This window comes from Bifidobacterium sp. ESL1118, assembly GCF_058505595.1.
Window position 1 is genome coordinate 739,622 of record NZ_CP196371.1, and the last position, 11,822, is coordinate 751,443.

At 54.3% G+C, this 11,822-nt stretch carries 11 protein-coding genes; 9 read left to right on the forward strand and 2 right to left on the reverse strand.

Translation table 11 applies throughout. From position 1 onward, the window contains the following. Positions 1-59 precede the first annotated feature (59 nt). Together ACSYSS_RS02850 and ACSYSS_RS02855 are read left to right on the forward strand one after the other, a co-directional pair. Positions 60-1,022, forward strand: coding sequence for an L-lactate dehydrogenase (locus ACSYSS_RS02850; protein ID WP_491703976.1), 963 nt, complete (start codon positions 60-62; stop codon positions 1,020-1,022). A gap of 271 nt (positions 1,023-1,293) precedes the next feature. After that, entirely contained in the window at positions 1,294-2,274 is a 981-nt protein-coding gene (locus tag ACSYSS_RS02855; protein WP_491703977.1) for a cation diffusion facilitator family transporter, read from the forward strand. Between the two features lie 78 nt (positions 2,275-2,352). Here the strand turns inward: ACSYSS_RS02855 and lexA are convergent, their stop codons facing one another. Next, positions 2,353-3,099: a transcriptional repressor LexA gene (gene lexA / locus ACSYSS_RS02860; RefSeq protein WP_491704193.1), complete on the reverse strand. Its 747-nt coding sequence runs from the start codon at positions 3,097-3,099 to the stop codon at positions 2,353-2,355. A 364-nt stretch (positions 3,100-3,463) separates the two neighbouring features. On the opposite strand from lexA, the gene ACSYSS_RS02865 reads away from it, so the two are divergent. Beyond that, positions 3,464-3,736, forward strand: a complete 273-nt coding sequence (locus ACSYSS_RS02865) for a LysM peptidoglycan-binding domain-containing protein (protein WP_491703978.1) — start codon at positions 3,464-3,466, stop codon at positions 3,734-3,736. Between the two features lie 112 nt (positions 3,737-3,848). Beyond that, entirely contained in the window at positions 3,849-4,298 is a 450-nt protein-coding gene (gene nrdR, locus ACSYSS_RS02870) for a transcriptional regulator NrdR (protein WP_491703979.1), read from the forward strand. 100 nt (positions 4,299-4,398) lie between these two features. Here nrdR and ACSYSS_RS02875 read toward each other — a convergent pair whose 3' ends face one another. Next, positions 4,399-6,636, reverse strand: coding sequence for a HelD family protein (locus ACSYSS_RS02875; protein WP_491703980.1), 2,238 nt, complete (start codon positions 6,634-6,636; stop codon positions 4,399-4,401). 288 nt (positions 6,637-6,924) lie between these two features. Here ACSYSS_RS02875 and mraZ point away from each other — a divergent pair, with 288 nt between their 5' ends. The 5 genes from mraZ to ACSYSS_RS02900 are packed head-to-tail and all read left to right on the forward strand — an operon-like array spanning position 6,925 to position 11,727. Further along, positions 6,925-7,488, forward strand: coding sequence for a division/cell wall cluster transcriptional repressor MraZ (gene mraZ / locus ACSYSS_RS02880; RefSeq protein WP_491703981.1), 564 nt, complete (start codon positions 6,925-6,927; stop codon positions 7,486-7,488). A 7-nt stretch (positions 7,489-7,495) separates the two neighbouring features. Then, entirely contained in the window at positions 7,496-8,545 is a 1,050-nt protein-coding gene (gene rsmH / locus ACSYSS_RS02885; RefSeq protein ID WP_491703982.1) for a 16S rRNA (cytosine(1402)-N(4))-methyltransferase RsmH, read from the forward strand. Next, positions 8,542-8,997 (forward strand): cell division protein FtsL, encoded by a 456-nt coding sequence (gene ftsL, locus ACSYSS_RS02890; protein ID WP_491703983.1) that lies wholly within the window; start codon positions 8,542-8,544, stop codon positions 8,995-8,997. The genes rsmH and ftsL overlap by 4 nt, the downstream gene beginning before the upstream one ends. Next, positions 8,997-10,802, forward strand: a complete 1,806-nt coding sequence (locus ACSYSS_RS02895; RefSeq protein WP_491703984.1) for a peptidoglycan D,D-transpeptidase FtsI family protein — start codon at positions 8,997-8,999, stop codon at positions 10,800-10,802. The genes ftsL and ACSYSS_RS02895 overlap by 1 nt, the downstream gene beginning before the upstream one ends. A 34-nt stretch (positions 10,803-10,836) precedes the next feature. Further along, positions 10,837-11,727, forward strand: a complete 891-nt coding sequence (locus ACSYSS_RS02900) for a UDP-N-acetylmuramyl peptide synthase (RefSeq protein WP_491703985.1) — start codon at positions 10,837-10,839, stop codon at positions 11,725-11,727. The last annotated feature ends 95 nt before the right edge of the window (positions 11,728-11,822 follow it).

Sequence of the window (11,822 nt, forward strand, 5' to 3'; positions counted from 1 at the left end):
CAATGGCATTTAGGGATGAGGGATATTCCTGTGCCTGGAAGAGGATAGAGGTTTTAATTATGGCAAATGAAACTATCAAACCTACAAAACTGGCGATTATCGGTGCCGGTGCCGTCGGTTCCACGCTGGCTTTCACGGCTGCCCAGAAGGGCGTGGCGCGTCAGATCGTGCTGGAAGACATCAACAAGGAGCGTGTTGAGGCGGAGGTGCTCGACATGCAGCATGGCTCCAGCTTCTATCCTGCCGTCTCCATTGATGGGTCCGACGATGTGGAGATTTGCCGCGATGCCGACATGGTGGTCATCACTGCCGGTGCACGGCAGAAGCCGGGTCAGAGCAGATTGGATTTGGCCGGGGCCACAATCAGCATCATGAAGTCCATCATTCCTTCGGTCACCAAAGTGGCCCCGAATGCCATCTATATGCTGATTACGAACCCCGTCGACGTGGTCACCTATGTTTCGATGAAGCTTTCAGGTCTGCCGGAGAATCAGATGTTTGGTTCGGGCACCAATCTCGATACGGCTCGTCTGCGGTTCCTGCTTGCTCAGCAGACCGGTGTCAACGTCAAGAACGTCCATGCCTACATCGCCGGTGAGCATGGCGATTCCGAGGTGCCGCTGTGGGCTTCCGCCACCATCGGAGGAGTGACGATGTGCAACTGGAAGGCATTGCCGGGCCATGAGCCTCTTGACGATGCCAAGCGTGAGGAGATTCACCAAGAGGTCAAGAACGCCGCATACAAGATCATCAACGGCAAGGGCGCCACGAACTTTGCCATCGCTATGTCCGGCGTGGACATCATCGAAGCTATCCTCAATGATACGAACAGGGTTCTGCCGGTGTCTTCCTATTTGGACGATTTCCATGGCATTTCCGATGTCTGCATGTCGGTGCCGACGTTGCTGAACCGTTCCGGTGTCAACTCGCACATCAACACGCCGCTTTCCGATCACGAACTTTCTGCGTTGAAGGCTTCTGCTGAAACGTTGAAGGCTTCTGCTGCGAAGTTCGGCTTTTAGGTTGCGCGCTGTTTCGTCATGGGCCGGGAGTGCAGTCTCTGGTCGGGGTGGCATTCCCTGTTGTTGCCTGTGAGGCGGCGATTGGAAACAACCGTGGAACGCACAACCTTGTGCGTTCCACGGTTGTTCAGCTGTTAGAAGGAAGTACCACTGTTGCGGAAGGTTCCATTGGTGTATAGTCGCCATTGGAACGTGGGTCGGCGACATCATGTGAACTGATTCGATTGCATGGTTCCGTATCGTAGGTTGATTGTTATTCGAGGATGGTTATATGACCGACACCCCTGCTGCACAGGTGCAGAACAATGGATCCGATAATTCGCATCAAAGAGTCGCGGCAGATGATGGTTCAGCCGCACGTAGTCATCAGATTCGTTTGAGCATATCGCTTGGTCAGACTGTGTTTGTACTCGTGGCGGAAGTCATTGGTGCGATTCTCACAGGATCCTTGGCTCTCTTGGTTGATAGTGGACACATGCTCACTGATGTTTCTGTGCTTACAGCTTCAACCGTGACGGCCATGCTGCTCAGACGAAAGCCGGACAAAAAGCGGACTTGGGGTTGGGCAAGGCTGGAAGTCATTACAGCGGGTCTTGGCGCTTTCGTGCTGATGATCGTTGGGATCTATGCCTTTGTCGAAGCCATGATGAGGTTGTTCGGGTTTTCGGAATCGGAGGTTCAGGGCGACATCCTCCTGCTCGGATTCGGTATTCTCGGACTTGTCTCCAATGTGGTCTCCGCACTACTGCTCTCTGGCGGCCGCAAAGACAACATGAACATGAAAGCCGCATTTCTTGAGACCGTCAATGACGCTCTTGGATCGGTCGCCGTGGTGGTTTCGGCAATTGTGATGATGACGACGGGATGGACGAAGTTCGATGCCATCGCCGGTGCCGTCATCGCTGTGATGATGATTCCTCGAGCGTTCGTCCTGATGCGTGATGCCCTCAAGGTGTTGCTTGAACAGACACCGGATGATTTGGATCTCGATGAAGTCCGGCACCATTTGGAAACGGTGGATCATGTGGTCAGCGTTCATGATTTGCACGCCAACACCGTGGCCACTGGCGAGCCTACATTCACGGCTCATGTGGTTGTCGATGCTGGCCTTGATGAAGCCCAGGAAGCTGAGATTCTGCACAAGCTTCAGACATGTCTTAATGACCATTTTCCAGTCTCGGTATCCCACACCACATTCCAATTGGAGCCGGTCGGATACAAAACCGCTGTGGGAGAGCGCACGCATCGTTAGCGGCTCTCGAAAGGCAACGGTTGACATGGTGTCGGAGAGATGGTTCGTCTTGCGGCCCTACGTGTATTCAGGCAAGACTCAGATCTTACGCAGTACGGTAACGACTTTTCCCATGATTTTTGCATAGGTTCCGTCGATTGGAGAATAAGCGGGGTTGTGGGGCATGAGCCATACGTGCCCATTATCGTTTCGGAACGTCTTGACGGTTGCCTCATCGTCAAGGAGTGCTGCGACGATGTCCCCGTTGGTAGCTTCCTGCTGCTCACGAACGACCACAAAATCACCATCACAGATGGCGGCATCTACCATTGAATCGCCGTGAACCTCGAGCATGAAGAGATTGCCTTTACCTGTCAGCCGTTCGGGAAGACGCATGACGTCATCTATATGCTGCTCCGCGGTGATCGGGGTTCCAGCAGCGATTCTGCCTACGAGTGGAATGTCGTTGGATTCTGCAATGGCGCTGGCGTTGCCATAGTGGTGTGGGAAGGGCAATATGGTGGCGCTGTGTGCCGGACCGGTAGGAGAGGAGTTTCCTGTGGCCATGGGCGTTGATGTCGATCCCGCGCTCGTCGATGGAGAGTCCTCAATAAGTTCGATGGCCCTTCCTTTGTTTGCACACATTTTGATATAGCCTTTGTCTTCCAAGACCTGAAGTTGGTGCTTCACGGAAGAGGTGCTTTTGAGGCCAACCTCGTCGCCGATTTCTCTAAACGATGGGGCGAATCCACGCTGCTGGACATGACGGCGGATGGCCGTCAGGACTTTGGACTGTCGTTCGGTGAGGAAACCGCTTCTTTTGGCATCTGCGGCCGCACCTGTCATATGCCTTGAAATTTTTGCCTGTGGGTCGTTGCTTCCCGAAACCGTGGTCGTGTGGTTGGCATGTTGCTGGTCAAAGGGTATGGTGCTCACGGTAATCCTTTCGCTGGTAGTTTCAGCTTACCGTAATATTCTGAAAAAATCAAACAGATGTTCGAAACGGACTTGCCAAAATCGAACATGTGTGCGAATATAAGAACATGTATTCGATAGCACATATGTTCGAAAGGTGGTAATGATGACGTACCAAGTAGGGGCGAAGGGATTGACCTCAGTGCAGAGTGGACAATCGAACAGAAGCTGCTCTTCATGGTTTGCAACACTGCCGGCTACGTTCAAGCACGTTGTTGCAATTATGGCAACCCTTATGGCGTTGTTTGTGGGTTCTGCATGCATTTCGGGTGCCTCCGGGCATTCGCAGGCTGTGGCTGAGGAGCCGACGCAGATGGTCAGTTATACTGTTCGTCCTGGAGATACGCTCTGGTCATATGCCTCAACGTTCACACCCAAAGGTGGAGATGTGGCTGAAAATGTAGACAAGCTGATGAAAATCAACGACTTGGATTCGACATGGTTGGAACCCGGTCAGAAGATTCTTGTTCCAAAACTCCAAATAAATGGCAATCACGGGCAACAATAGGAGCAATGTGGAAAGGTACGGCCATTCAAGATGTGTTTAGTCATTAGGGATGAACCTGAATGTTCCCTTCGCAATTGACTTTTATCCGTAGCTATGAGTTATTGTTATCATTATGCATTGTCCATTTTGTCAAAATCCAGAAACCAAAGTAGCCGATACTCGTATTAGCGAGGATGGACACGCTATTAGGCGCAGACGTGAATGTCCCAACTGCGGTCGGCGTTTTACTACGTTGGAGACCACAATGATGTTGGTCACCAAACGTTCTGGCAACGTGGAATCGTTCGACCGCGAGAAGGTTATCAACGGGGTACGAAAAGCCTGTCAGGGCAGGCCAATCAAAGAAGAGGACCTTAAACGGCTGGGCCGAAGGGTCGAGGAAAGCCTAAGGGCCCAGGGACTGGCTCAGGTTGAGTCCAAGGACATAGGAAAGGCCATTTTGAAGCCTTTACGTGAATTGGATGAGGTCGCCTATCTACGGTTTGCCAGTGTGTATGAGAATTTTGAGGGACTGGACGACTTTCAACATGCAATCGATGATTTGCGTAAGGAACAGGCCTGAATAAGGTGACACAATGGCATCGATTCCTGAATGCCATTAAGGTGTTTGTGCCAGGTTCTTTGGTTTGATGCCTAGTCATGCCACAGTGTTGTCTGATCGTCTAGAAATTGCTGTTTGCTTTGTCTTCCTTGGTCTGCAAGACAACCAGGCGTTGGGTGGGCCGCGTCATGGCCACGTAGATGTCCGATGCTGCACTTTGTTGTGAAGGCGCCTCTTCCTGCATCGCTCCTGGCTGGACAAGGATGGCAGCGTCAAATTCCAGACCCTTAACGGTTTGTGCATTGCATATGACGATTCTTCGGTCCAAGATCGCAGATGGTTTCGCCAGACTTGCACGTATGCCATCAAGCATGGCTGTCGGAGCGATGACGGCTATGAGGCCAAGGCTCTCCTGAGCTGAAAGGAATTCATCTGAAAGTGCATGCACCTCATGCACCAGCGCATCCTTGAGTGTTGCGACATCTGCATATTCCAAATGCCGTACGGAGTCAGGCACATCGCGCACGGCCTGAACGGTCGATATATAGAGTCCTTCGGCATGAGCGAATTGTGACGCCAAGTCCGAGACCTGCTTGGGGTTGCGGTAGTTGATGGTTAATTCCTGCAGGTCCCAGCCATCTTCGCCGAACAATGGTGTCATGGTTCGGTCCCATCGACGAGTGCCGCCCAACGCCGTGGTTTGGGCCACGTCTCCCACGATGGTCAATGAGCGGGAAGGGCATCTGCGAAGAATCATCCGCCAGTCCATGGCGGTAAGTTCCTGCGCCTCGTCCACCACGATATGTCCGTATGCCCATTCACGGTCGGATCCGGCTTTCTCGGTGACGGCCTGGCCGTCATCGGCGTTCATGTTGTCGACAAGCATGGAGCTTGTCACTATGCCAGATCCAATGCCTGTCTGAGCAAGTGTGTCTGCGGCGAACTGTTCCTCCTGTTTACGCCGGGCGTTTGCTGCGGCCTCTTGTGCGGCTTGGCGAGGATCGGGCCCCAACAGCTCCATTGCCTCGTCGAGCAAAGGGACGTCGGAAACGGTCAGAGGAGAGCCTTTAGGGCGTGTGAGCAACTGAATTTCATCTTCGGAAAGCCAAGGAGCGAATCTTCTTAACTGCTGAGGCTTCGAGAAGAGCTGATCGATGAGCCATGTTGCCTGCATTGGCAACCAAGCCAGGTTCAACGTTGTTCGTACTGCATCGTCAAGTTTGAGCTGATTGTCTACGTCGACGATTTCATCATGATCCGGCGTGTAGTCGAGATGCTCGATATAGCGAGTTCGCATGGCATGCAAAGCACTGCTCACAAACGTGTTCCTTGCCGTGTTGTGGGGTTGGTGAGTTCGACGGGCGTCAATTCGTGCCTGTTCGATATCTGCCGCCTTCATCTGCACCCTAAAGCCGTTGATCTTGGCGGCAGGAAGGTTTGCCGGGATGCGCTCTCGACCGGCCACGGCGTTTGCTATGGCGTTCGCCATGCGCTTCTGGCCTTTGAGCTTTGCCGCATACGGGTTGTCTCGCACGGAAGTCTCGATTCCGGGCAACAACGTGCCTACCGTCCTTGAGACCACGCCCGTCTCGCCGAGGGAGGGGAGGACCTGATCGATGTATCGCAGAAATGCATTGCTCGGGCCTATGACCAGCACGCCTGAATTATTGAGTTTACGGCGATAGGTATAGAGCAGATACGCTGCCCTGTGCAGGGCGACTGCTGTCTTGCCGGTGCCGGGGCCTCCCTGAACCACCACCACGTGTTCAAGTGGGGCTCTGATGATGCGATCCTGCTCGGCTTGGATGGTGGAGACGATGTCGGTCATCTTGCCGGTTCGTTTCGAATCAAGTGAGGCCATGAGCGCACCCTCGCCGGTTAGGGTGCCCGACTGCTGCGCCTTGCCGACCTCTGAGGAATGAATGTCGAGAACCTCGTCTTCGACGCCGACCACGTCTCTGAAATGCAACGTGATATGGCGCCTCATTGCTGTATCGCCATGGTGTTTGGGTGTGGCTTCATAGAACGGGCGAGCGGCATCGGCTCTCCAGTCGGTCAGCAATGGGTTATGGTTTTCGTCGGAAAGGCCGATTCTGCCGATGTATCGCCGCTGGCCGGAAGTGCTGTCGATTCTGCCGAACACCAGTCTGTCTTCCACGGCCCTCAGCTGGGTGAGTCTGTTCTCATACATTGTTGCAAATGAATCGCGCTCGGTGCGCATTGTGGGTGAGCCGTGGGAACCGGCCGCACGCACGGTGTCGAGTCGGGTACGAGCCTCTTGGCGTTCCTCGTCGAGCCTGTTATAGGCATGCGTCACGGCTAGCTGCTCTTCATGTATCTGTGAAGGATGGTTCGGCATCAGGTTCCTTTGAGCATCAGAATTTCAAGTCAACTCAATATACTCCGTGGCCCTTACATGAATTTTAATGGTCCCCGCTTTTCTTATGAGTCTTGCGTCATTCGTGTGGGTTTGCAGCGAACCGTTCAATGGCGGAGGCAGCGACACGATTGATGTAAAAACAAAGAAACAACATCAATATTTTACATAATGTGGTAAAAAATGGGGAGAAGTGGGGTAAAGTGGAGGATTAGTTGTATGGTGTTTCTTGACATGTGCTGAAAGCTCAGGGTGGGAAAGGAGGCGGCCATGGTCCAGTCAAACCAAACGAATAACACTGGCAATCCCAATGATTTCAATGGTGCCGGCCTTCCGAACGTTCCGTCTGCCTCTGGCTCAGGGGCGCAGCCTGAGCAGAAGAATCAGGAAGAGCTCCCTCTGCTGCTGGGTACATACACCCCGAAGATCGATGCCAAGGGCCGTGTGGCCCTTCCCGCCAAGATGCGAGGTCAACTTGGTGCCGGCCTCGTTGTTGCCAGAGGGCAGGAGCGCTGCGTATACCTCTTGCCGCAAAGTGAGTTTCGTAGGATGGCAGGGCGAATTCAGCATATTTCTGTGGGCAATAAGGCGGCACGCAACTACCTTCGTGTGTTTCTTTCAGGGGCTGTGGATCAGGAGCCGGACAAACAAGGACGAGTGCTCGTTCCTCAAATGCTGCGCGACTATGCTTCACTTGACGACGACATTGTCATTATCGGAGTTGGCACCAGAGCCGAGATTTGGAACAGGCAGGCATGGGAGACCTACCTCAAGGCTCAAGAAGAAGGCTATTCCGATATTGAAGATGACGTACTCGGGCAGATGGACTGGTGAAGCTCAAATGAACATCGACAAGATTCACAACCCCGTGCTCCTCAACGAGTGCGTTTCGCTTGTGGTTCCGGCTTTGAGCAATCCCGGCAGTGTTGTGGTTGACTGCACGCTCGGCCTTGCGGGCCATGCTTCGGCTTTTCTCCAGGCGGCACCAGCTGCCAGGCTCATCGGCATCGACCGCGATGAAGAGGCACTTGGTTTGGCAAGCCAGCGCATGGAAGAACTTGGCCTCTCAGGGCGTTTCACCCCTGTGCACGCAGCGTTCGACGATCTTGATGCCGTGCTGGCTGAACGTCATATGCACGAAGTGAACGCGGTATTCATGGACCTGGGTCTTTCCAGCCTGCAGATAGATGAGACGGATCGCGGCTTCTCATATTCTCATGACGCTCCACTCGACATGCGTATGGATCAGACTCAGCAGTTGACCGCAGCACAGGTTTTGGCTCTGTACAGCGAGACTGAGCTCATCCGTGTCTTTCGCGACTTCGGTCAGGAAAGGTTCGCGCGTCTCATAGCGCACGAAATAGTCACCACTCGCGATAAACACCCTCTGGAGACCTCTAAACAATTGGATGAATTGGTGGATCGTGTGGTGCCACGTGCCCATCGAGCCAAAGGAAACCCGGCAAAACGTGTGTTTCAGGCGTTGCGCATAGAGGTCAACGGCGAACTCGATAAGCTTGCACGGACATTGCCTCAGGCCGCCAACCGTCTTGCTGTGGGGGGCAGGATCGTGGTCGAGTCGTATCACTCCCTGGAGGACAAAACAGTGAAGTCGTTTATGGCTCAAGGGTTGAATGACGATGTACCCCCGGACTTGCCGGTGGTTCCGCAGGACGCCGAGCCGTTCTTTAGAAATTTGACGCACGGGGCGCTCAAGGCGGATCAAGAGGAGACGGATCGCAATCCGCGTTCTGCATCGGTCAGGCTCCGTGGAGTGGAGCTGGTTCGTGAGATTCCCGCTCGTTGGCGATTGAGATTTGATGGTGCATCCAAGCAATTGACGCGGCATGCCTATGGGAAGCATGAGCGTGCAAGCAAGGGGAGGAAATGATGACGGTACGTGGACGGACAGTACGTTCCAGCGCAGTGCCATTGGGACGTGAAGATGGTGAGCAGGACTCATCCAAGCGGCCTGAACTTCGCGTCGTTAGGGGCGGCAGGAAATCCAGCGCTCGCAACACCCGGGGGTGGAACGGCTTTTTGGAGTGGACTCGTGGGCGTGGCGCCATGGTTGTTTGCGCAGCGATAGCTGTGACGTTCCTCGTTGCTTCGTTGTTCTGTTCCCTGTTGTTGAGGGTTCAGATGGAGCAGGACTCATTCAGTCAGGCCAAAAGCTCACAACATATTTCCGTGTTGTCTCAGGATGTTCAGGATGATCAGGCCCAGCTCGATGCCTTGGAATCGACGCTGCCTCAAAAGGCACAGGAAATGGGCATGGTGCCTCAGCAGGGATCTCTTTCGATTGACCTTCAAGGCTACCAGCCCCCTAAGGAAGCTCAGTGATGGGAAGTACACAGGCTAGTCATAAATCCAAGAGTTTCGCGAACAAATGCGTGGCGATCATGGTCGTGCTCCTGCTTGCGGCGCTTTCCTGCTTTTGGCAGCTGACGAACGTGCAGCTGTTCAATGGAAGGGCCACGGCCAACGCCGCCACCGAAGGGCGTTTGCATAAATTCATCATCTCCAGCAAGCGGGGGAAAATTCTCGACACGAATGGGGCGGTTCTGGCACAAAGCGTGGAGCGCTACACCATTGTCGGTGACCCCGAACGGGCTCAGAATTTTAAACCGGTTACCTGCACGAAAGACAACGACACCACCTGCAATGCGGTCGACGGTAAACCTGTTGGCGTCAATGGCGTTACGGCTGTGGCCAGGATTCTGGGCCCCACCCTTGGCATGAGTCCCATGGAGTTAGGATCAAAACTCAGCGTCACAGGTCATTACCAGGTGTTGAAAACGAATGTGGACCCAAAGGTCAAGCGAGCGATTGACAAGCTGAATCTCGGTGACAGCGTCTATGCCGTACTCACCGCCGATAGGGTGTATAGCGACGGAACGTTGATGGGGTCGCTCCTGGGCGGCATGAAAACCGATGACAAAGGGAAAACCGTTGGTGCTGCGGGCATCGAGCAGATGAAGAACAGCGAGCTTTCCGGTCAAGACGGGTACACGGTCAATCAGTATGGGGAAGGCGGCCAGGAGATTCCCGGCACTGCAGGAGATTCGAAGACGCCGAAGAACGGCAGCGATGTGAAGCTCACCATCGACGCCGATGTTGATTGGTTCGTCAAGAAGGTGCTGACGGAAGGCAAGGCCCAGTACCATGCTGATTGGGCGTTGGCGTGCGTGGAGGACACACAGACCCATGAGATCATAGCGCTGGATGATTCCGACGATATTCAGGCCGGCTCTGCAGATGCGAAGCTCAACGCTTCCCGAGCTGTCAGTGAAACCTTCGAGCCTGGGTCCATAGGGAAGGTGTTTTCCGTGGCTGGAATGCTGCAAGACGGGGTTCACCAGCCCACCGATAAATTCTCTGTTCCGTATCAGATCGAAAAGAATGGTCAGACATTTCATGATGCGCTTTCACACGCGGTCTCGAATTGGACGCTGGCCGGCATTCTCAAAAATTCCTCGAATGTGGGAATGGTGATGGCAGGTCAGAACTATACCGCCCAGCAGCGTTATGACAATCTTGTGAAGTTCGGTATCGGCCAGTCCGGCGGCCTCAATCTGCCTGGGGAGTCACAAGGCACACTCAGCTCGCCAGATGCATGGGACGGTCGTACAAAAGACACCATTCTATTCGGGCAGGGCTATGCCACCAACGTACTGCAGCTCACCAATGCCATAACTACCGTAGCCAATGGTGGTGTGGCGCACAATCAGTCGATGTTCAAATCCATCATCGATGAGAATGGACATGTTACCTCCGAGCAGCCGGACCAGGGCAGGAGGGTGATCGACCAGCAGGTTGCCGCCCAGACCATGAACGCCATGGAGTCAGCAACAGATGAATATGCACGGTATGTGGCGATTAACGGCTATCGCATCGCATCCAAAACGGGCACCGCAGAGGTCAGCGGTGGCAACGGTGGTCTGGGATCCATCGTGGCCAGCCTATCAGGCGTCATTCCTGCCGACAATCCAAGATTTGTGATTACCACGGTCATCAAAAATCCCGATGGAAGCTATGGTGAGTCGACTGCCGGCCCCATGTTCAAGAGAATCGCGGAATTCCTTATGCAGAAGTATCAGGTTCCATTTTCGGCACCCCGTACGGATGCCATCCCTGTAAACTGGTGACGGTGGATTCCATGCGTGAGGAAGGGGCAAGCTGATGAGCGTGGTGAACGAGGCCATCTCTAAGCGGATGACGTTGGGAGGCATTGCAAGTCGATACGGGTTTGAGCTTGATCCGCCGTTTGCGCGTGCTGTAAGCGTGACGTCCCTTGCCGACGATCCGAAGGATGTTAAGCCGGGTGCTTTGTATGTGCCGAGGGGCGATTTCGACACCGCAAAGTTCGGGCAGGCGCAATTCGCCGGCGCATATGCCGCATTGGTTCCTTCACGGTTCCAGGGCCATCAGTGGGACATCCCTGTGCTGTTGGCTGATCCCAGTGCAGCTCAGATAGGTATGCTCGCCGGTGAGATGGCAGGAGAGCCTGGGTCCGTTCTGGCGGTATTCGTGGTGTGCGGCGAGGCGCCCGATGAGTCCCAGGCTCAGGCTGTTCGTCTCGCAGGATTCCTTCACACATTGGGCAATCCTGTGGGCCGTCTCAATGCTTCTGGGTCGTTTTCATTGGAGCGTCCTTTGGACCTTTCCTACCCGCTCGGCATCTTTGACGTGCAGCGTGCATTGTCGATATGCCTGGAAGACGGGGTGAACGCGGTGGTCATCTCCGCTGACGACAAGACGCTGAGCGCCGATGCCCTGCAGTCGGTGAACGTGGACGTGTTGGGTTGCGGTCGGGTGCTCAGTGACAGCGAGGCGGCTCGGGTCCGTGAATCGGCAAAGGCACGGTATGGATTCACGGCTAAGGACGATCTTAAATTGACAACTGTGAGTGCCAACATCAGCTGGCTGGCATCATCGATGCCTAACGGGCATGCCGTAGTCAACCCCAGTGCAGAGCGTCGTCTGGCCTTTGCGGTTTCCATGGCATCTGCCGCTGGGGTAAAGCGTAGCGCATTGCACAACGCCTTGCGTGTGGAGCAAGGAATCGTGTAGTGCAGTTGACTCCGGGCTCAAGAAGGGGCGAATTTGTTTTGCCTATTGCTTGGAGCCCAAATGGTTGGTCTGAACTGCTGAGTTTGTGGAAAGGA

Coding starts and splice junctions, on each gene's coding strand:
- ACSYSS_RS02850 (WP_491703976.1), top strand. CDS start 60: ATGGCAAATGAAACTATCAAACCTACAAAACTGGCGATTATCGGTGCC.
- ACSYSS_RS02855 (WP_491703977.1), top strand. CDS start 1,294: ATGACCGACACCCCTGCTGCACAGGTGCAGAACAATGGATCCGATAAT.
- lexA (WP_491704193.1), bottom strand. CDS start 3,099: ATGACAGGTGCGGCCGCAGATGCCAAAAGAAGCGGTTTCCTCACCGAA.
- ACSYSS_RS02865 (WP_491703978.1), top strand. CDS start 3,464: ATGGCGTTGTTTGTGGGTTCTGCATGCATTTCGGGTGCCTCCGGGCAT.
- nrdR (WP_491703979.1), top strand. CDS start 3,849: ATGCATTGTCCATTTTGTCAAAATCCAGAAACCAAAGTAGCCGATACT.
- ACSYSS_RS02875 (WP_491703980.1), bottom strand. CDS start 6,636: ATGCCGAACCATCCTTCACAGATACATGAAGAGCAGCTAGCCGTGACG.
- mraZ (WP_491703981.1), top strand. CDS start 6,925: ATGGTCCAGTCAAACCAAACGAATAACACTGGCAATCCCAATGATTTC.
- rsmH (WP_491703982.1), top strand. CDS start 7,496: ATGAACATCGACAAGATTCACAACCCCGTGCTCCTCAACGAGTGCGTT.
- ftsL (WP_491703983.1), top strand. CDS start 8,542: ATGATGACGGTACGTGGACGGACAGTACGTTCCAGCGCAGTGCCATTG.
- ACSYSS_RS02895 (WP_491703984.1), top strand. CDS start 8,997: ATGGGAAGTACACAGGCTAGTCATAAATCCAAGAGTTTCGCGAACAAA.
- ACSYSS_RS02900 (WP_491703985.1), top strand. CDS start 10,837: ATGAGCGTGGTGAACGAGGCCATCTCTAAGCGGATGACGTTGGGAGGC.